Below are 19,966 nucleotides of genomic sequence, written 5' to 3'. Positions count from 1 at the left end.
CATGGTGGTGGTCTGACTTAAACCAACCGGCCTCCACGAAACCCGGGGCGGTTCATCATGAGCTTTTAGCCAAGCCTTTGCATCTCTCTCGCGCCATGACGCTATCCCGTTGCCTTGGTTTAAGTAGCAGGACATAGCACCTTGTGCGGCGGAATGCGCTGCTGTCACGAACCATTTTGGTGAGCAGGCGATCCGATTCAGCCGCTCTGCTTGTTCCGCAGTCTGGGCTGTTGAGTCAATGACGTCATCCAGCATGCTTAGTTCGTAGTAGTTCATCGGTCACCCCTTCACACACACAACCTGCTTGAGCGTGTACACCACCTCCACCAGGTCTTCCTGCGCCGCCATCACCGCGTCGATGTTCTTGTATGCCATCGGAATCTCGTCGATCACGTCGGCATCCTTGCGACATTCCACGCCCTCGGTGGCGGCAATCTGGTCGGCCACGGTGTACATCTTCTTGGCCTTGGTACGGCTCATGGTGCGGCCAGCGCCGTGGCTGCAGCTGTTGAAGCTCTCGGGGTTACCTTTTCCGCGCACGATGAAGCTCTTGGCCCCCATGCTTCCCGGGATGATCCCCAGCTTGCCTTGTTCGGCACTCACCGCGCCCTTGCGGGTCACGAAGACCTCTTGCCCGAAATGCGTTTCGCGCTGCACGTAGTTGTGGTGGCAGTTCACCGCCTCAATGTGCGTCTCGAACGGCTTGGTGATCACCTGGCGCAGCGCGGCAATCACGCGGCCCATCATCACTTCGCGGTTGGCGGCAGCAAACTTTTGCGCCCACCCCACGGCCTTCACGTAGTCGCCGAAGTGCTGCGCGCCTTCCTCGAAGTACGCCAGGTCCTTGTCGGGCAGATTGCGCTGGTTCATCTCGGCGTCCTTCTTGGCCAGCTCGATGAAGTGGGTGCCGATGGCGTTCCCCACCCCGCGTGAGCCGGAGTGCAGCATCACCCACACGGACTGGTGTTCGTCCAGGCAGATCTCGATGAAGTGGTTACCCGTTCCCAGCGTCCCCAGGTGCTTGTAGTTGTTGGTGTTCTTGATGCGCGGGTGCGCCTCGCAAATTTCCTCGAACTCATCCACCAGCCCGGCCCAGGCGCGGTCGGTCTCGGCGGGCGGGGTGTCCCAGCTGCCTTTATCGCGGCCCATGCGTTTGGGCGTCATCCCCACCGGCACGGCGCGCTCGATGGCGGAGCGCACGCCAGCCAGGTTGTCAGGCAGGTCGCTGGCCGTCAGCGTGGTCTTGCACGCCATCATTCCGCAACCCAGGTCCACCCCCACCGCAGCGGGAATGATGGCCTTGAGGGTCGGCACCACCGAGCCGATGGTGGCGCCAATCCCCAGGTGCACATCGGGCATCACCGCCACGTGCTTGAACACGATGGGCAGGCGCGCGATGTTGCGCAGCTGGTTGCGGGCTTCTTCTTCCACGGGAACGCCGTTGGTCCACATCTTCACGGGCACGCCGTTGGGTACTTCGTATTGTTCGTAGTTGTTCATCTTTCTTCCTGTTCTGTTGTTCATCTTCAGCTGGCCATTGCATCAAAGACAGCTGCAATGCGTTCGGTCAGCGGGTAGTGGATCTGGCCGCATTTGGCGCATGCCGGGCGCCAGTCGGCGGGTGGCCCGTCCTCTGTCAGCTTCAATAGCTTGTGTGCCCACGCGGCTTTGACTTGCGGATCATTCAGCCATGCCTGCATGGCGGCATGAAAGGGCGCCTCGGCAAACGCGTTGGAGATCGCTCCGCCATTCGTCCAGTATTCCCAGTAGTAGGAATCTACAAAGTTCAGCGTCGCCGCTTCGCGGTCGTCAGCCAACCAGTCGCCCAGCAAGGGCTGTATGGATACTCCGGCGTAGTCCCACATCAGCAGGATGCTGAATGCGTGCTCTCCCTGGAAAAGGCCTTCGCTGTCCGGCTCCCACTGCGCCAGGCCCTCGGCGAAGAATGCCCGTGCATACCCCAGCACGGCAGCCTTCTCGTCAGATGAGTAGGCATCGGCAAGGCAACGCCCCAGCCGGTCGAGATAGATCTCGGTGGAGTGGTGCAATCGGGCTCCTTGCGCCAGCAATTCCAGCATGCGAGGCAGGTAGTACTTGATCTCGTCAGCGGGCTGTACCTGGCTCTTGGCAGAGTCGTTGTATTGATAAAAGTGTTCCCGCGTCAGTTGGCGCAGCGGCAGGCATCGCATCTCGCGCTCCAGTTCGGCATCCATGCAGCAGCCGGTGCAGACATCCAGCAGCCCATGCGGTGCCTGGTATTTCGCTAAGGTCTGGTAGACCGCCTGTGTGGCGTCTTCCAGAGGCATTGCAGCAGTCGTTGGTTTCTTTTTCATGGTTCTCTTTCAGCGTATCTTCACCAGGCCGTTCAGCACCTGATCCAGTCCGCCAAACACCGAGATCTTGTCGATCCGTTCAGCCACCCGCTCCAGCGTCTCCAGCTCCTTCATGCGCAGGGCAACAGGGTTGTCCTCCATCACCTTCGCCGTGTTGAGCAGTGAGCGCGTAGCGGCAGTCTCTTCGCGGCGGCGGATCACGTTGGCCTGGGCCTGTTTCTCCGCCTGCACCACCTGGGTCAGGATGGTTTTCATCTCGCCGGGCAGCACGATGTCCTTCACGCCCACGCTTTCCAGCTGCATGCCGTAGGGCGATAGCTTGGCGGCCATGTGCGCGGTCACCACGTCGTCGATCACCGTCTTGTTCTCCAGCAGCTCATCGAGCGTGCGGGTGCCCACGGCGGCGCGCAGCGCAAACTGCAGTTCGCGGTACAGGTGGTCGGCAGGCTTTTGCAACTGGGCAAAGGCGCGCAGCACATCGGTGTAGCGAAATGTGGCCGACAGGTTCAGCCGCAGGCTCACCTTGTCGCGGGTCATGATGTCCTGGCCCGATACCTCCACGGCTTGCAGGCGCAGGTCCACCAGCTCCACGGCGATGGTGCGGCCGTACTTCCAGAACGCGTAGGCGCCTGCGGGCAGCAGTCGATCCACCTTGCCGTCGATGGTGAGCAGCGCGCACTGGCCCTCGGGCACCTGCACCTGCAGCACGCCGGTCAATCCGGTCACGCTGCGCTGGCGCAGTTGTGTGTGCGTGAGGCGCGCCACCAGTGCGGCGGGCAGCTCGGGGCCAGCGTCGAGGTCGATCACCTGCACGCACACCTCCACCAGGCCTTTCCAATAAAGGCGGCGGGTGCCAGGGGGCAGCACCTCGACCAGCACGCCGTTTTCGCTGCGCAGGCCCACTTGCTGCTCCGACAGGTTCACTTGCACAAACTCTGCCGCCACCACGGCAGGCTCCTGCGCCATCAGGTAGTCGGCCAGGCCGTGGGTGAAGGCGGGTTGTTCGAGCGCGAAGGTCTCCACGCGCAACTGGTCCATGCCTGCAAACAGCCAGTAGGTGCCGCTTTGGAGCACGCGGTCAAAGCTGCCGTTGCGCAGCAGCAGGGCGCGTTCGTTTTTCTTCACGGTCACTCGTTCGATCAGCTTCATCATTTTTCTTCTCCTTGTTCTGTCGTTGTCGTTACTTCTTCGTTGTCGTTGCAATCAGGGTGCCGTTACAGCGATGGCGGGGTGCCAGGGGGCACAGCCAGGGCCCTGCAGTGCGCCGTGGTTGCTGCCCTGCAAGCAGGGCGGCAGCGTGGCTGGCTGCGGGCGCGGGCTGTGCCGGGTGCTGGCACAAACCGCCACCGGCTGACGGGGTCTTGCCTTGCGGTTGCGTCCAAAAGAGGCGCAACCCTGGGGCAACTCCCCGCGTTCGGCGGGTGGTCTTTCGACCGTTTCTCAGTTCCAACCCTTCGGTCGGATGAATGGGCAGGAGTCGAACCTGCTACAGCCCTCTTGCGAGGGTGCTCTACCAATGAGCTACCAATGGAGGCAAGCCGGGAGTCGAACCCGGCACCCCTTTCGGGATGGCTACCACTGCCGTGCCGTTACCCAGCGCTCACGGTGTGCGGCATGCGGGGAATCGACAGGGCTTTGAGAGCCCGGATTCCCTGCACCGGCGGGGCGAACGTTGGTCCTAACCCCGGCCTGTGAGCGGTCACCGCCTGCGCTGGATGTCTTATCTATTGCCAGATGTGTGCCAGCCTGATTTTGTCGGTTGAATTTCTTCAAGTCATTGATTTGTATAGAGAAATTCATCCGTAAGATTTTTTACTTCTTAGGTGAATTTGAAATTAATAGAATTAAAGCTAGCTAAATAGATGAACAGCATGCGCAAAAACAAAGTCGTGATCGGTTTCCTTGGCACCCAGCTCGACTCCGGCCGGGGCGCGGGGCGGTGGGAGAAGTGGCGCCCCACCGTATCGCTGGTGCAGCATGAGGACGTGGTGATCGAGCGGCTGGAGCTGCTCTACACGCCGCCCCACCAGGACTTGGCGCACCAGGTGCGCGCGGACATGGTGATCGCGTCCCCCGAGACCACGGTGAACCTGGTACCCCTGCCCATTGCCGACCCGTGGGACTTTGGCGAGGTGTATGCGAAGCTCTTTGATTGGGCGCAGCGCTACCGCTTTGACACCGAGCGCGAGGAATACTGGACCCACATCACCACTGGCACCCACGTGGCGCAGATCTGCCTGTTCCTGCTGGTGGAGTCGCGCCGCATTCCGGGCGTGCTGGCGCAGACCTCGCCGCCCAAGCGCCAGCAGATGGGCGATCCGGGCAGCTACGCGCTGATTGATCTGGACCTCTCGCGCTACGACGTGATTGCCCAGCGCTTTGGCGCCGAGCAGCAGGACGCGGTGCAGTTCCTCAAAAGCGGTATTGCCACGCGCAACGCGCGCTTCAACGCGCTGATCGACGAGGTGGAGCGCGTGGCGGTGCGCTCGCGCGCGCCCATCCTGTTCACCGGGCCCACGGGTGCGGGCAAGTCGCACCTGGCGCGGCGCATGTTCGAGCTGAAAAAGTCGCGCCACCAGGTGGAGGGCGAGTTCGTGGAAGTGAACTGCGCAACGCTGCATGGCGACGGCGCAGCGTCCACGCTGTTCGGCCACAAAAAGGGCGCCTTCACTGGCGCAGCGGCCGACCGTGCGGGCCTGCTGCGCACGGCACACAAGGGCGTGCTGTTCCTCGACGAGATTGGCGAACTGGGCCTGGACGAGCAGGCCATGCTGCTCAAGGCGGTGGAGGAAAAGCGCTTCTACCCCATGGGCAGCGACCGCGAGGTGGCCAGCGACTTCGAGCTGATCGCCGGCACCAACCGCGACCTGCGCACCGAGGTGGCGGCCGGGCGCTTTCGCGAAGACCTGTATGCGCGCATCAACCTCTGGAGCTATGTGCTGCCCGGCCTGGCGCAGCGGCCTGAAGACATCGAACCTAATGTGGACCACCAGCTGGCCCGCGCAGGCACCGAGCTGGGCCGCAGCGTGCGCTTTTCCAACGAGGCGCGCGCGGCCTACCTGCGCTACGCCCAGTCGCCGGAGGCCCTGTGGACCGGCAACTTCCGCGACCTTTCGGCCAGCGTGACGCGCCTGGCCACGCTGGCCGACAGCGGCCGCATTGGCCTGTCCCTGGTCGAGGCCGAAATGGCCCGCCTGCGCTGGCTGTGGCAACCCGCCAGCGATGCGCGCAACGGTTTGGCGTCCACGCCCGGTACGCTGGGCCGTGACCATCTCTCGGATCTGCTCGGCAAGGATGCCGTGGAGTCCATGGATCTCTTCGACCAGCTGCAACTCGCTGCCGTGCTGCAGGTCTGCCGCCAGGCCCGCACCCTGTCGGACGCAGGGCGCCTGCTGTTCCAAGCCTCGCGCACGCAGCGCACGGTGGTCAATGATGCGGACCGGCTGCGCAAGTACCTGGCGCGGTTCGGGCTGGACTGGGAGCGGTTGACTTCGGCGTCGTTCCCGTCATGGTTGGGACGACGCCATTAGACACAGTGCGTGGTTCCGCGCGGTGTTTGCAGCGCAAGCCTCGGCGGCGGCCCTGCGATGGCTGGCGGGGCAGCGCCCAGCCGCGCAGCAGGGCGGTGATGCGGGAAACGTCTCACTGCTCGCGCGCGAAATGGTGAGTCTGGCCATCTGTCCAGGTGATGATTCCTGTTCCCAGCAGGTCGAGCTGCCAGTGAAGTTGGCGTTCGCCCCGAGCGTTTACTGCGAACCCTTCCGCGTAGCAGCCAGACCAGTCACGTTGCGCGAACCCTTCTTCCGGGACGCGCTTGGCTTCGTGCAGAAAGTACGTCCTTAATTCGGCTTCACTGAAGCGCGGTGCTTCGCAGCGGTTACGTGTGCCTTCTTTGACGGCGAAACTCTGTACCCAATGAAGGTTGGATGGCTGTGCCACTGCGGACGCGCAGGCCCAACAAGACAAGAGGGTGATCAGCGCCACCCTCATTGGAACACCAGGCTCTTGGCCTCATCGGCCTGTTTGTAAGAGATGTCGGAGTGACGGTAAACGTCCGTTTGCAAGTCCAGCCCGTAGTGGCTACCCAATGCCTGCGTCAGCCATTTCAGCGATTCGGTCTGCTCTGCCGTGGGGCGCTCGAACAGTTTTGTCTTTGGGTCGAATTTGGCTACCACTTCAATGGCCACGGAGTCACCGTTGGTTGGATATCGATCGGGGTAGGCCTTGGCCTGCTCCCGGGTGTTGAGCGCTTTGACTTTGGCGCCGTAGCTTGCAGACGAGTTCATGAGCGTGTCGATCGCCGTTTTCTCTTCTTTGCTGCAGGTTCGGCTGTCATCGCATCGGGAGCGGATTTTTCCGACGCTGTAGACGCTCTGGTCTAGTCGCGCAGTTTGGTAAATGGTGCCGTCTTTTTCGATGTAGAAGTGCGCGCCGATCCCGTCGGTCTTGGCGTGTTCTAGATTCATGGTGCTGCTGTCGGTTTGGTGCAGCACGATGGCATCGACCCTGGTCATGGCGCCGTGTTCCAGTGCCGCAACGCGCTTATCGACTACGCGTGGGTCGACGATAAAGCCGTCCTTGATGGTCAAATCTTCATTGACCCCGTGGCCACCCGGAACTCCTCCCGCATGGGTCGTTGCAGTCACGTTCATTGGCATTCCTCCTGATGTTGCTGTGGTAAACGGTGCGGGGCCAGTGTGCCCATTGAGAACCCGTGGCGCCATATGTGTGATTACCAGTGAGACAGTATTTCTGGTTTCATCCTGTAAGTAGTCATTGCGCGGCCCGTCACGATCTAGGACCCGTTTTCAATGGCTGCTTACCCTTTGTGCATGCAAAGCCGGAAAGCGACTCAGGCAAGTCGACAAGTGGCCACCCGCCTACCGGGGCGCACTAAGTGGATTTTTGAGACAGGTGCAGCTTGCGGATGGCGCAGCGCCGTGCGCCGTGGCCAGGGGCGATGCGATAATCGCCAGCGTGAAGCGCGCCAGACCGCCGCTGGTGCAATCTGGGAAACCAAGCACTGGAGGAACGTCCGGACTGCACAGGACAGCGTAGCAGCTAACGGCTGCCCACCGTGAGGTGAGGATCAGAGCAACAGAGACGAGTCCCGGGGGAGTGCCGCAAGGCAAACCACCGGGGGTGAAACGGGCAATCTCTACGCGCAGCAATACCAAGTAGGCCAACGTTGATGTGGTTCCGCAGAGTTGGCGGGTAGGTAGCACCGAGCCGTGGTGGCGACACCCGGCCCAGATTAATGGCGGTCACACTGCGGGCAACCGTGGTGCACAGAATCCGGCTTATCGGCGCGCTTCACACTTTATTTCCCATCCCCGGTTTCCCCACCGCGGTTCCCAGGCCCTTCGCGCCTCAAGCTCTGCCGATGGCGGGAATAAGCCAGCCTTGCCCAGCAAGGGGCGAGGGCTGGCTCAGTTTTTCGCGCAATGGGGCGCATGCCCCTTTTCCAGCTCGCTGGCTCGCGCCACGGTGTCGGGGTGGCTGCTGAGCAGCGACCACACGGGATGCGAGGCCATCTCTTCCGCCGTCTTGCGCTGGCGCGCCCGCTCGGGGCTGCTGGCGCCGGGGTCTGCCTTGGGTGCAGCCGTCTTGTCCTGGCCCGCTTTCTCTTCTTCTTTCTTCTTGTTTTCTTCTTCGTCCTCTTCGTCGTGGGCAATTGCCAGCAGCAGCTTGCCCATGGGCGACGTGGGCAAGGCCGTGTGGTTCATGAGGGCGATGGCGTAGCAGTCGGCTTCGCGTTCGTGGCTGCGGCTGTAGGCCAGGCCAGTGAGCACCGATGCGCCTGTGGACACCACGGCCGACACGTCCCCGAGCGCCAGGCCCAGGCCCATGTTGAGCACGCCTTGTTCGACCACCATGCGCGTAGTGTGGCGGTACACCACATGGCCGATCTCGTGGGCCAGCACGCCCACCAGGGCGTCGTCGGGCAGGCCCTGGTCGGTGGCGGTTTTCACGATGCCGTCGGTCATCACGATCTTGCCGCCGGGCAGGGCAAACGCATTGGCGCCCATGCCCGATCGGAACTCCAGCGACAGCGGCGGACGGTAGTCGGGGTAGCGGTGCATGGTTGTGGGCGTCTGCTGCACCAGGGCGTCAAAGCGGGCCTTGAGCTGCTCCTGCCGCTCCTTGGGGAGCTTGCTGGGCTTCAAGGTGCCGTCGTCCATTTGCTTGAGCACGTTCTCGGCCACGCTGGTTTCCCAGCCCAGGGGCACAAAGCGGGTGAGCTGTGTGGCTGCCCAGGGCGTGCCATAGCGGTAGAACAGCGTGAGGCCGATGACGGCGGCGGCTGTCACACCCAGCAGCACGGGCCAGCGGGTCTGCATGCGCTGGGCCAGGCCGGGGCGCTCGCCAGCGGCTGCGAGGGCGGCACGCCAGTCGCTCACGGCATCGATCTCCAGGCTGCCGTGGTCCCGCAGGTCCACGACCACCCGGGGCTGGGGCTTGTGTTCGTTCCAGGCCTCTGGCCAGCCCACGTCCTGCCAAGCGAACACGACCGGCTCGGCGCCCGGCTGTGAGAGCGGGTGGAGCACCAGCGACGGGCCCTGCGGCGTGGGCCGCAGGCTCACCATCACGGGGCGGGCTCTGCTGCTCTGGCCGTCGAACCAGCGTCCTTGGAGCAGGTCTGTGTTCACGGGGGCGGGCATGCTCAACCGATGAGGTCCAGGCCAGCCGCATCGGCCAGCGCATCGCCCAGGCCGCCCTGTTGCTGGCGCACCATGGCGCCCGCCACCTGTTCCACGCCGCCCTTGACGTGCAGGGTGACGGATTCGCATTTCATGCGGTATTCACTCACCCGCGCAAACGGGCGGTAGAGGCCGAGCGTGAGCAGGGTGAGCAGCATGTTCTTGATGCGCAGCCCCACGTAGCTGCCGCTCTTGAGGTGGCACTTGAACCGTGCCACATGGCTCACGCCGATGTTGTTCCACATGAGCTGGAACATGCGCGCCTCGCGGTAGGCGCGGGCGGGGGCCGAAGCCAGGATCAGCATGAAGATGCCCGCGACGATGGACACGATGATCACCAGAATCATCCACAAGCCCATGCGGCTGCTCTGACCGGCGAACAGGGCGATGGAGCTGCCCGCCAGCACGCCAATCAACACCGAGAACCCCACCACGGTCAGCACGAAAACGGCCACCGTGGCCAGCCACACCTTGACGAAATCCATGTACACCGGCTTCCAACGGCCTTTTTCGGCGCCTACCTGGGCCTTGAGCACCAGCAGGCTCTTGTAGTTGTATTCCAGGCGGATGAAGCACAGCACGGTCAGCACCAGGCCCAGCAGCAGCAGGGCGCCCATGGCCGGGGTGAACGAAGGCATCTTGGGGTTGGCGGCTTCGTCCTCCACCTCCTGCAAGACGTCGGCCAGTTCGGGCGAGAGGATCTGCATGCCAAAAAACACGCCAAACCACACCAATGCCAGCGCAAACAGGGGCCAGCTCGCGAGGTAGACCTCTTTCCAGTGGGCGGTGAACTGCAGGCGCAGGCCGCGCCAGCGCGTGGCGCCCAGCCGAAAGCGCATGGCACTGCCCCAGATCAGCGGCGAGAGCACGGCGCCCGTCAGCAGCAAGACGCCCACGGCAGCATCCTGCCCCGTGTTGGCCGCGATGTTGTAGGCCAGGGTGATGAGCATTAGCAGCACGAAGCCCATCACCATCTTGCGCTGCTGCGCAGTGAATTCGAGCGGGCTGCCCGCCACCAGCGTGTGGCTGTAGAAGTATTGCGCCGTGCGGCGCCTGGCCCAGGGGGTGTAGATGCCCAGCGTGACGATGGACAGCAGCACGTTGACGATCCACACCCGAAAGTATTCGCCCCCGCTGCCCGTGAACTCCATGGGGTGTGCATCGATGTTCTGCGGCATGAACGTAGACATCGGCCCCGCAGCGCTGTCTCTGTCTGATGAAACTTGGCTCATGAACTCCCTCCTGTTTGCCGCGCAGTGTAGCAGCGGTCTGTGGAAGAAAAGTTTATGCCGAATTGGCATCTGGCGCTTTTCTATCAAGCGCTGGAAGCTATGAATTTGATAGCTGCGAACTTGTCGCTTGGAAGCTGGGGCTTACCGTTCGGGCCGAGCATGTCCAAGCTTGGCGCCGTGCTTCGACAAGCTCAGCGTGAACGGTTTGGGTTGGTCTGATACCGAACCCGTCGGCAGGGTCGCCAAGCGGACGGTCGCACCGACGTAGCCACGGGGCACGCGGCCAGACCAGTGCCACCGTGGAACTGGCTTTGCTAGGCCACCGGTGGCGTCCCCCCGGGGGGGACGGCGCCGAAGGCGACTCAGGGGGGATTCAAAATCTTTCCCAAGGCTGCAAATACCGCCACTGCCCTTCAGGTACCTTCGCCAGCGGCACGCGGCCGATGCGGATGCGCTTCAAGGCCACTACGGCCAGGCCCACGGCCTCGCACATGGCCGGGATCTGGCCGGGGCGGATGCCCTTGAGGGCAAAGCGCAGCTTGGTCTCGTTTTGCCAGCTCACCTTGATGGGCGGCAGCGGGCGGCCGTTGAACGAGAGGCCGTGGCACAGGCGCTGCAGCCCGTTCGGTGCAATGTCGCCTTTCACCTCCACGATGCACTCCTGCTCCAGCGACTCGATGTCTTCCGCCAGCTTGCGCGCGATGCGCTTGTCCTGCGTGTAGACCACCAAGCCACTGGCCTCGGTGGGCAGTGGGGTGAAACATTCCAGCTGCTTGAAGTGGCGCTGCAGCACACGGATGCCTGAGGCGTCCTCAGGCAGGTGGGATGCCGGGCTCAGCAGGGTGGTGGCCGCAGTGGCGCCCTGGCTGCGGCTGGCGTGGGCCGCCTGCCCGGCGGGCAGGCCCAGGCCGGCTTCAAAACCAGTGGGCTTGTGCAGCAGCAAGGTCACCGGGGTCAACTCCAGCAGGCTGGCGTCTGGCGCCACCGTCACGGCCTGGTCAGGGCGCACGCGTGCGCCGGGGGCTTCCACCACCTGGCCGTCCACGCTCACAAAGCCGCCTTCGACGAACTGCTCGGCCGTGCTGCGCGAGCAGTTCAGTTGGTCGGCCACACGCTTGGCCAGGCGGATGTGGGAGGGGTCGGGGTTTTTGTCATTCATGGGTTGGGGCGGCTTTCTTTGTTGGATGGATTGTGTGGGCACGCCTCTTGTTGTTCGTGGCGCGTGCAGCGGGCGCGCTCTCCGCCAGGGACGCCAAGCAAGGGCCGCCCCGCAGCGAGGGCGTCGTCCCCCGGATGGGGGAAGGCGCCGCAGGCGACTCAGGGGGCGAACATTCTTATTCGCTCCACATGCGCCAGGAGCGAGCGCTGCGCAACGGGCCACATGCGCGGCGGCACGTCGGCGTAGGCGTGCCGCACCCAGTCTTCCATGCTGCCCTGGGGCAGCGCCTGCATGGCGGCCAGCACCTTGGCCTCGCGTGCCAGGCGGTGGGACTTGAGCTTGGCGATGGCGCCACGGGCATTGCCCAGAACATAACCGTGCGCAGGCAGGATGAACTCCACGCCAAGCTCGGCGCACACGGCGTCGAGCTTGTCCAGCGAATCGAGGTAGTCGGCCATGTTGCCGTCAGGTGGGTCCACCACCGTGGTGCTGCCGTTCAGGATGTGGTCACCGCTGAACAGCAGGGCGTCTTCCACCAGCAGCAGGCACAGGTGGTTGGCGGCGTGGCCCGGGGTGTGGATGACCTGCAAAGTATGGGTAATATTGCCCTCTGGCGCTTGTCCATCAAGCGCGAGTAGCTCATTATTTTGTAGCGATCTGTCGGGTGTGAATGTGCTGGCCGTGCGCGCGGTGGGCGCCGAGGGCAGGCCCAGGATGGGGGGCCGGGCTTTGCCCGCCTGCACACACAGTGCCTGCAGCGGCGCGGCGCCCGGCGAGTGGTCGGGGTGCGAATGGGTGCACACGATCATGCGGATGTCACCGCCCGCCGCGCGCCAGAGCTTGTCCAGGTGTTCGGGGTCTGCCGGGCCGGGGTCGATGGCGATATAGCCCGTGGCGGGGTCGCCCACCAGGTAGCTGTTGGTGCCGGGGCCGGTCATCACGCCGGGGTTGGGGGCGGTCAACCGCTGTACGTTGCGCAGCAGCGGCACGGGGCGCTCGGTTTGCCAGTCCAGCGGGTGCACGATCTGGCCGTCGGGGCACACCAGCGCCAGCTCGCCGTAGGGCATGTCGCTTTCCATGTACCGCGCTTCCTTGCCCGCCAGCGTGCCCGCGCGCGGGCAGCTGGTCCACAGGGGCAACTCGTGGGCCAGTGCATCAAACACGGCCTGGGTGGTGGCAAACGTGGCCAGCCGCTGCAGTGTGCGGATGGTCGGAAAGATCATGAAGAACTGCCCCGCCTCATGCCGTGCCAGCGCATCGGCCGGGCGCACCCAGACGGGCTCGAACTGCTCGGCCTCGTCAGCCACAGGCTCCTGGCCCTCGGGCATGCGGGCGACGAGAAATGGCACGTCGAAGCGGCGCGGCAGGTCGCGGTCGGTGATCCAGTGGGCAAGCATGAAAACGCTGTCGGCCGCCAGCCGCAGGCCGCGCGCGGTGCATTGCGCCACAAAGGGCTGGTGGCGGTCGATGGCGGCGATGTCCTGCGCATCGGCCATCAACCCCTTGCGGGGGCCGTCGGCATGGCGGGCCAGCAGCACACCCAGTTCTTCAAAACTCTCACGGATGGCGGCGATGGCCTGGGTGAGGTGCAGGTCGCTTTGGGTGGGGCGGCGGTCGGCGGCAGTGTGCGATTGCGCATCCAGCGCATCGATGCCCCCGCCCGGGAACACATAGGCACCCGGTGCAAAGCTGGCCTTGTCGGAGCGCCGGGTCATGAGGACTTCGATGCCTCCCGCATTGCCGGGTGCATCGCGCAGCAGCAGCACAGTGGCGGCCAGGCGGGTGGCTACAGGTTCGCGGTAGGGGTGCAGTTGTTGGCTGGTGCGGGGCATCGGGCCATTATCGAGGGGAGGCGCGCCGTGTGCACACGTCCCACTTCGGTACGGCCCATGGGCCGTACTACGGCGGATGTGCTGGGGTTGGCCACTCAGCGCAACGCCCGCAGCTGCTGCAGGCGCAGCAGCACCGCATCAATGACGGCGTTGGCGCCGTCCACGTCGCAACTCCACAGCATCTCCAGCAGCTCGATCAACGCGATGGCGTTGGTCTCCTGCAGTGCCGCCTGGGCAGCTGCCTGAAGGTTGTGCGCGCCCAGATCGTCCAGAACGTTGACGGTTAATCCCATAAGGTACTCCCTGTTTTTTTAAGGAGGTCCATCGTAGGTGCGCGGCGGCCGTGCGGCGGGCTGGCCGACATGATCAATATCAAGGGCGGGCGAGAAAGAAAGCGCCAGCGCGCACCCTCTCCTCGCTCAGCCGCGTGCCGGAATTGCCAGACCCCTGACCACCGCCGGGCGTGCCACAAACACGTCCAGCACGCGCTGCACGTCGGTGAACTGGCCAAACTCCACGAGGTCGCCCGCGCCGTAGAAACCAATCAGGTTGCGCACCCAGGGCAGGATGGCGATGTCGGCAATGGTGTACTGGTCGCCCATCACCCACTGGCGGCCTGTCAGGCGCTGGTTCAGCACGCCCAGCAGGCGCTTGGATTCGGCCACGTAGCGGTCACGCGGGCGCTTGTCTTCATAGTCCTTGCCCGCAAACTTGTGGAAGAAGCCGAGCTGGCCGAACATCGGGCCCAGGCCGCCCATCTGCCACATCACCCACTGGATGGTTTCGTAGCGCGCAGCGGCCTCCTGCGGGATCAGCTGGCCGGTTTTCTCGGCCAGGTACAACAGGATGGCGCCGGATTCGAACAGCGCCAGCGGCTGGCCACCCGGGCCATTCGGGTCGAGGATGGCGGGGATCTTGTTGTTGGGGTTGAGCGACAGGAACTCGGGCGAGGTCTGGTCGTTGGTGTCAAAGCTCACCAGGTGGGGTTCATACGGCAGGCCCAGCTCTTCGAGCGCAATCGACACCTTCACGCCGTTGGGCGTGGGCAGCGAATACAGCTGGAGGCGGTCGGGGTGCTGGGCGGGCCATTTGTGGGTGATGGCGAAGGCGGAAAGATCGGGCATCAAAGAGTCCTTGGCGGGTGGCAGCCAGAGCGGCGCCCAAAGAGCGCAAGCCTAATGGGGCCGTGAAACCGGCGCTGCCTGAGGTTATTGGCGGCCCACCGACGATAATCTGACGGATGCAGATTCGCTTCACCAAAATGCAGGGCGCGGGCAACGATTTCGTGGTGCTCGACGAAACCCAGGGCCGCCTGGGGCTCAGCACCGCCCAATACCGTTTTCTGGCCGACCGCCACTTCGGCGTGGGGGCCGACCAGATCCTCACCGTGCGTCCTTCGCCCGCTGACGGTATCGACTTCGAATACGTGATCCACAACGCCGATGGCGGAGAGGTGGAGCAGTGTGGCAACGGCGCCCGCTGCTTTGCGCGCTTTGTGCACGACAAAGGCCTGTCGGGCAAAGACACCCTGCGGGTGCAGACCCAAAGCGGCGTGATCGCCCCCCGCCTCACGCCCGATGGCCGTGTCACCGTGGACATGGGCCGCCCGCAGTTCGATCCCGCGCAGGTACCGTTCGATGCCAGCGGCCTGAGCCCTGTAGAGCAAGGATCAGGGCAAAAATGGCCTCTAGCGCTGGATGGTAAAGCGCTAGTAGCTACTGTTTTGATAGCAGTGGTCTCCATGGGCAACCCACACGCCGTACAACTGGTGGACAACGTGGACACCGCCCCCGTCGCCGAAGCGGGCCCTTTGATCGAGCGCCACGCGCGTTTTCCGCAGCGCGTGAACGCAGGCTTTTTGCAGATCGTGGACCGCACCCACGTGCGGCTACGCGTGTTCGAGCGCGGCGCTGGCGAAACCCTGGCCTGCGGCACGGGCGCCTGCGCCGCCGTGTCGGCCGGCATCCGCCTCGGCCTGCTCGATAACGAGGTGCATGTGGACACGCGCGGCGGCCGCCTCACCATTGCCTGGAGCGGTGCCGACACCGATTCCGTTTTCATGACAGGCCCCGCCACCACGGTGTTCGAAGGCCAGATCGATATTCCTGACACCCTCCTATGACGTCCCACATCCCACCGATCACCGAAGACGACATCGCCCAGTTCCTCACCAACACGCCGGGCTTTTTCGAACGCCATGCCGAGGTGCTGGCCAGCGTGCAGATCACCAGCCCACACGGCGCGCGCGCCGTGAGCTTGCAGGAGCGACAGGCTGAAATGCTGCGAGAGAAGATCAAGGGCCTGGAGCAGCGCATCATGGAAATGGTGCGTAACAGCACCGAAAACGCTGCCATTGCCAACAAGGTCCACCAATGGACCGGCAGCCTGCTGCAGGTGCGCGACCCGTTCGACCTGCCCCAGGCTGTGGTGGATGGTGTGCGCACCCTTTTCGACGTGCCCCAGGCGGCGGTCCGCGTGTGGGAGGTGGCTGCGCCGTACATCGACGCCGACTTCACCCAGGGCGCCAGCGAAGACGCTCGCGCGTTCGCCTCGTCGCTCACCATGCCGTTCTGCGGCCCCAACCTGGGTTTCGAGCCCGCCGCCTGGCTGGCCAACGAGGCGGGCGAGCCCGCCCAGTCGCTGGCCCTGCTGCCGCTGCGCGCAGGCGCTATCGACAGCGCCACGCCCGCCTTTGGCCTGCTGGTGCTGGGCTCGCAAGACCCGCAGCGTTTTGATGCCACGATGGGCACCGAATTTCTGTCGCGCATGGCAGAACTCGCCAGCTCCGCATTGCTTCGTCTGAAGTAGCCAGACGGCCAGCGGCCACTCTGCGGCGGCTCAGCCTCGGTAACCATGTCTGACACGCCCACTGCGCCCACCACGCTCGACCCCCACGTCCTGCGCTACCTGGAGCACGTGCGCGTCGAAAAGCGGCTGGCAGCGCGCACGCTCACGCTCTACGCGCTGGACCTTGAAAAGCTCGCGCAGTTTGCTGCGGCGGTCAGCGTGCCGCTGCTGCAGCTGCAGACCGCACACATCCGCCGTTTTGTCGCGCAGATGCACAGCGGCGGGCGCAGCGGGCGCGGCATTGCGCTCATCCTCTCGGGTTGGCGCGGTTTTTTCATCTGGGCGGGGCGGCAGGGGCTGATTCCGCACAATCCGGTGCAGGACGTGCGCGCCCCTAAGGCGCCCAAGCCACTGCCCAAGGCGCTGGGCGTGGACGACGCCGTCCGGCTGGCCGAATTCGACAACACCGGCGCCGACCCCTGGCTGGAGGCGCGCGATGCGGCGATGGTCGAGCTGCTCTACGGCTGCGGCCTGCGCGTGGGTGAACTGGCGGGGCTCGACGCCATCCCCAATGCCGACACCCAGCGCCAGGGCCGGGGCTGGGTCGATCTGCAAGCGGGTGAGGCCCATGTGTTCGGCAAAGGCAGCAAGCGCCGCAGCGTGCCCGTGGGGCGCGCGGCCACCGCAGCGCTGCAGGCTTGGCTGCTACTGCGGGCCACGCCCTTCGGCGGTGAAGGATCGGCGAGGCTTGACACCGCACTGTTCGTCGGCCAGCGCGGCAAGCGGCTCACGGCACAGTCGATCTGGTTGCGCCTGCGCCAGCGCAGCCAGCAGGCGGGGCTGACCACGCCGGTGCACCCGCACATGCTGCGCCACTCCTTTGCCAGCCACCTGCTGCAAAGCAGCGGCGACCTGCGTGCGGTGCAGGAGCTGCTGGGCCACGCCAACATCACGACCACACAGGTCTACACGCGCCTCGATTTTCAGCACCTGGCCAAGGTGTATGACGCGGCGCATCCCCGAGCTAGAAAAAAGCCCCCCTGAGCGGCTGCGCCGCTTCCCCCCAAGGGGGACGCACCCCCTGGCCCGGCAAAGCCGGTTCCACGGGTGCACTGGAATTGGCTGCGCTCAAAGCAAGCGGTGGGGGAGATCCGCAATGGCCTGTCTCACGGAACCAAGTTGCAACAGGGCGCATCCGAGCAGAGCGCTTGCTTTGAAGCTACTTGGAGTTGTCGTCATGCTGCTGAAATGGATCAAATCGAACCGTGGGTTCATCGTGCTGCTGCTGTGTTTCGGCATCTTCCGCACGGCGGTGGCCGACTGGAACCCCATCCCTTCGGGTTCGATGCGCCCCACGCTGCTCGAAGGTGACGTCGTTTTTGTCAACCGCCTGGCCTACGATCTGAAGCTGCCGCTGACCGATGTGGTGCTCGCCCGCCTGGGCGAGCCCGAGCGGGGCGATGTGGTCACCTTCTCGTCGCCGCGCGATGGCACGCGGCTCATCAAGCGCATTGCGGCGTTGCCCGGCGATACTGTGGAAATGCGCGACGAGGTGCTGTACCTCAACGGCGAGGCGGCGCGCTATGACGCGCCCGAAGCGGTGACCGAAACCCTGGCGGAATGGGGCGCCCAGGTGCCCGCCACCCGCTGGACGGAACACCTGCAGGGCCACGAGCGCCGTGTGCAGTGGCTGCAGGGCGTGACCGCGCACCGCAGCTTCGGCCCGGTGACGGTGCCCGAGGGCGAATACCTGGTGCTGGGCGACAACCGCGACAACAGCGCCGACTCACGCTACATCGGGTTTGTGCCGCGCCACCTGCTCATCGGCCAGGCGCGCCGGGTGCTGGTGTCGGCCGACATCCTTGCCAATTGGGCCCCGCGCCTGGGGCGTTTCGGTCACGCGCTTTGATTCGGCGCGAGCGCTGAACCGCGTTGTGCGGTGGGCGCAGAGAGGCATTGTGGCCACGTCCGCGACTCGGGCAGCGCTTCACTTTCGCCTTGATTGGTCGCATGCAAGCATGGGGTTGAGCTCGCTGGAGGCGTGAGGGACGGGGCTGCTGACCCCGCATTCAGAGGGAATAACTCTGGAGCTTGTGGCCGCCTTAGGTAGCAGATTGTCAACAAGTGTTGCATTTTGGTGGCTATTGTCGCTTTGCGTAACGCCTCCCCCTATGATCGCGGCCACACTTTTGAGCCTGTCCCGATCTATGCGCTTCCCCGGTTCTCTGCTGCGTCCCCCGACCTTGTCTGCCGTGCTGATGGGTGCGGCTTCTTTGCTGAGCGGCTTTAACGCTGGCGCTCAGACTCTGGACGTATACCTTTCACCGCCCGGCGAACAGAACACGACGCGATCGGGCGCCATTGTTGAAACCTTCTCGGATGCAGCAGGGGCAATTGGTGCGACGGGGAGTTTTGCCATCGGGGCTTGGACGGGTGCCACCGGGGGTGTCAACCGTACTGCGGCTGACCAGTATGGTGGCGCAGATGGGACAGGGAACTACCTTGCTATAGGAAACGGCAACCAGGTCACCATCACCCTGATTGGCGACCGGAAGTACGTTGGATTCTGGTGGTCGGCGGGCAACGCCGGCAACACCATCGAGTTCTATGACGACACCAACACCTTGTTGGCGCAGTTCACGACGAACTCGCTGACAACGCTGCTGGGTGGGGGCGGCAACATCACGGCGATCGACGGCAATTCGTACGCCAAGGCGGACTACTTTGGCAACCCCAATCCGCCTGCGGGTCGCAATACAGGAGAGCCCTATGGCTACATCAACCTGTTGCTGCGGGGGGCCAGCGTCAATTTCAGGACCATCGTTGTCCGCCACGCTGGAGGAGGGGGCTTCGAGCTGGACAACCTAGCCGTGACCGATGCAGCCACGGTGCCAGGCACCTGGGTGGATGTTGGAACCGTGACGGTGACCTTGCCGCCTGGAGCCATCGGCGCTGTGGACGACACGGCCACCACCCCGTTCAACACCCCTGTGCCGGGCAATGTGGCCACCAACGACACGACCGTGGCTGGCTCCACTTTTGCCGTGGTTGCGACACCCGCCAACGGCTCTGTGGTGCTCGATCCATCCACGGGGGCCTACACCTACACGCCGCAACCTGGTTTTTCAGGCCAGGATACGTTCACCTATCAACAGTGCAAGCCAGCACCTGATCAGGCAACCTGCGTCCCCGCTACGGTCACAGTGACCGTCGGCCCGAATGCGGTAGATGACAATGCAGGCCCCGCCACCCAAGGGGTGCCGTTCAATGCTTCGGTGACGGGCAATGATTCTGCCCCGGTGGGTTCCACGTACGCGGTGCTCGCGAGCACCGCCAACGGCACCCTGAATCTGAACAGCGCGACGGGTGCCTATACCTACACGCCGAATGCTGGCTTCAGCGGGACCGACACATTCACCTACCGGGTGTGCCTGCCTGCTCCGAACGCGGCTCTTTGTGACGATGCGACGGTGCAAATCTCGGTGGTTGCGCAGGTGCCCCCCGTGGCCCTGTCCGTGTCCGTTGCGGGCGTGCCGACCATTGGGCAACCCGCCACAGGCAACTACACCTACACGGACGCCAATGCAGACGTGCAGGGTGCGTCCACCTTCCGCTGGGTGCGCAGCCCCAGCAACAGCGTGGCGGCAGGAACGAATGTCGCCACAACGATGGGGTATACCCCGGTGGCAGGCGATATGGGCAACTTCCTGTTTTTCTGTGTGACGCCAGTGGCCGCTACCGGGGCCACGCCGGGTCTGGAAGTGTGTTCGCCGGCAAGCCAGATCGGGTTTGCGTCACCCATTCCTACGCTGTCCCAGTGGGGGATGATCATTTTGTCGATTCTGATGGGCTGTTTCACCACGGCCTTTGCACGCCGTCGCCGCTGATGCATAACCAATAAACCTCTGCGGTGTATCGGCCC

18 protein-coding genes, 1 tRNA gene and 1 other RNA gene are annotated in these 19,966 nt (G+C 64.3%); 7 read left to right on the top strand and 13 right to left on the bottom strand.

The features are described 5' to 3' along the window. From ACODS0_RS21880 to ACODS0_RS21860, 5 genes are all read right to left on the bottom strand, one after another. Window positions 1-276, bottom strand: a 276-nt coding sequence (locus ACODS0_RS21880) for a hypothetical protein (protein ID WP_488837140.1), incomplete at its 3' end; no start/stop codon positions are given. A 3-nt stretch (window positions 277-279) separates the two neighbouring features. Beyond that, window positions 280-1,500: an RtcB family protein gene (locus ACODS0_RS21875; RefSeq protein ID WP_488837138.1), complete on the bottom strand. Its 1,221-nt coding sequence runs from the start codon at window positions 1,498-1,500 to the stop codon at window positions 280-282. A gap of 26 nt (window positions 1,501-1,526) precedes the next feature. Beyond that, on the bottom strand, window positions 1,527-2,333 hold the full coding sequence (locus ACODS0_RS21870; RefSeq protein ID WP_488837136.1) for a hypothetical protein: 807 nt from the start codon (window positions 2,331-2,333) through the stop codon (window positions 1,527-1,529). Window positions 2,334-2,342: 9 nt separating this feature from the next. Then, window positions 2,343-3,482 (bottom strand): slipin family protein, encoded by a 1,140-nt coding sequence (locus ACODS0_RS21865; RefSeq protein WP_488837144.1) that lies wholly within the window; start codon window positions 3,480-3,482, stop codon window positions 2,343-2,345. Window positions 3,483-3,795: 313 nt separating this feature from the next. Next, a tRNA-OTHER gene (locus ACODS0_RS21860) sits at window positions 3,796-3,859 on the bottom strand. A gap of 345 nt (window positions 3,860-4,204) precedes the next feature. Here ACODS0_RS21860 and rtcR point away from each other — a divergent pair. Then, window positions 4,205-5,863 carry an RNA repair transcriptional activator RtcR gene (gene rtcR, locus ACODS0_RS21855; RefSeq protein WP_488837134.1) on the top strand — a complete coding sequence of 553 codons (1,659 nt, stop codon included), beginning with the start codon at window positions 4,205-4,207 and terminating at the stop codon, window positions 5,861-5,863. Between the two features lie 112 nt (window positions 5,864-5,975). On the opposite strand, the gene ACODS0_RS21850 is transcribed toward rtcR, so the two are convergent. Next, window positions 5,976-6,317, bottom strand: a complete 342-nt coding sequence (locus ACODS0_RS21850; RefSeq protein ID WP_228897359.1) for a hypothetical protein — start codon at window positions 6,315-6,317, stop codon at window positions 5,976-5,978. A 2-nt stretch (window positions 6,318-6,319) separates the two neighbouring features. Next, window positions 6,320-6,985 carry a peptidoglycan recognition protein family protein gene (locus ACODS0_RS21845; protein ID WP_228897358.1) on the bottom strand — a complete coding sequence of 222 codons (666 nt, stop codon included), beginning with the start codon at window positions 6,983-6,985 and terminating at the stop codon, window positions 6,320-6,322. 327 nt (window positions 6,986-7,312) lie between these two features. Here ACODS0_RS21845 and rnpB point away from each other — a divergent pair. Continuing rightward, an RNA gene (rnpB, locus tag ACODS0_RS21840) (RNase P RNA component class A) lies at window positions 7,313-7,652 on the top strand. Between the two features lie 110 nt (window positions 7,653-7,762). Here the strand turns inward: rnpB and ACODS0_RS21835 are convergent. The 6 genes from ACODS0_RS21835 to ACODS0_RS21810 all read right to left on the bottom strand — a co-directional run bounded on the left by ACODS0_RS21835 (window position 7,763) and on the right by ACODS0_RS21810 (window position 14,381). Beyond that, window positions 7,763-8,995, bottom strand: a complete 1,233-nt coding sequence (locus ACODS0_RS21835) for a M48 family metallopeptidase (protein WP_488837131.1) — start codon at window positions 8,993-8,995, stop codon at window positions 7,763-7,765. A gap of 2 nt (window positions 8,996-8,997) precedes the next feature. After that, window positions 8,998-10,266: a YjgN family protein gene (locus ACODS0_RS21830; protein WP_370628606.1), complete on the bottom strand. Its 1,269-nt coding sequence runs from the start codon at window positions 10,264-10,266 to the stop codon at window positions 8,998-9,000. A gap of 373 nt (window positions 10,267-10,639) precedes the next feature. Further along, on the bottom strand, window positions 10,640-11,425 hold the full coding sequence (locus ACODS0_RS21825; protein WP_488837129.1) for an rRNA pseudouridine synthase: 786 nt from the start codon (window positions 11,423-11,425) through the stop codon (window positions 10,640-10,642). A 158-nt stretch (window positions 11,426-11,583) separates the two neighbouring features. After that, entirely contained in the window at window positions 11,584-13,257 is a 1,674-nt protein-coding gene (locus tag ACODS0_RS21820) for an MBL fold metallo-hydrolase (protein WP_488837127.1), read from the bottom strand. A 95-nt stretch (window positions 13,258-13,352) separates the two neighbouring features. Beyond that, window positions 13,353-13,550 (bottom strand): hypothetical protein, encoded by a 198-nt coding sequence (locus tag ACODS0_RS21815; protein WP_488837125.1) that lies wholly within the window; start codon window positions 13,548-13,550, stop codon window positions 13,353-13,355. Window positions 13,551-13,676: 126 nt separating this feature from the next. Then, window positions 13,677-14,381 carry a glutathione S-transferase N-terminal domain-containing protein gene (locus tag ACODS0_RS21810; protein WP_488837124.1) on the bottom strand — a complete coding sequence of 235 codons (705 nt, stop codon included), beginning with the start codon at window positions 14,379-14,381 and terminating at the stop codon, window positions 13,677-13,679. A gap of 116 nt (window positions 14,382-14,497) precedes the next feature. Between ACODS0_RS21810 and dapF the strand changes: the two genes are divergently transcribed. The 5 genes from dapF to ACODS0_RS21785 all read left to right on the top strand — a co-directional run bounded on the left by dapF (window position 14,498) and on the right by ACODS0_RS21785 (window position 19,931). Next, window positions 14,498-15,379, top strand: a complete 882-nt coding sequence (gene dapF / locus ACODS0_RS21805) for a diaminopimelate epimerase (RefSeq protein WP_121422302.1) — start codon at window positions 14,498-14,500, stop codon at window positions 15,377-15,379. Further along, the gene (locus ACODS0_RS21800; protein ID WP_488837123.1) at window positions 15,376-16,065 is read left to right on the top strand and encodes a DUF484 family protein; all 690 of its coding nucleotides are present in this window, start codon (window positions 15,376-15,378) and stop codon (window positions 16,063-16,065) included. The genes dapF and ACODS0_RS21800 overlap by 4 nt, the downstream gene beginning before the upstream one ends. 45 nt (window positions 16,066-16,110) lie before the next feature. Next, entirely contained in the window at window positions 16,111-17,088 is a 978-nt protein-coding gene (locus ACODS0_RS21795; protein WP_306555974.1) for a tyrosine recombinase XerC, read from the top strand. Window positions 17,089-17,281: 193 nt separating this feature from the next. Beyond that, entirely contained in the window at window positions 17,282-17,953 is a 672-nt protein-coding gene (lepB, locus tag ACODS0_RS21790) for a signal peptidase I (RefSeq protein WP_176888317.1), read from the top strand. A gap of 298 nt (window positions 17,954-18,251) precedes the next feature. Continuing rightward, a complete protein-coding gene (locus ACODS0_RS21785; protein WP_431173655.1) occupies window positions 18,252-19,931 on the top strand; it encodes an IPTL-CTERM sorting domain-containing protein in 1,680 nt (559 codons plus the stop codon). The last annotated feature ends 35 nt before the right edge of the window (window positions 19,932-19,966 follow it).

Source organism: Acidovorax sp. FG60, from assembly GCF_057808995.1.
Note: the sequence above shows the minus strand (reverse complement) of the source record. Positions and strands in the feature narration are given on the sequence as shown.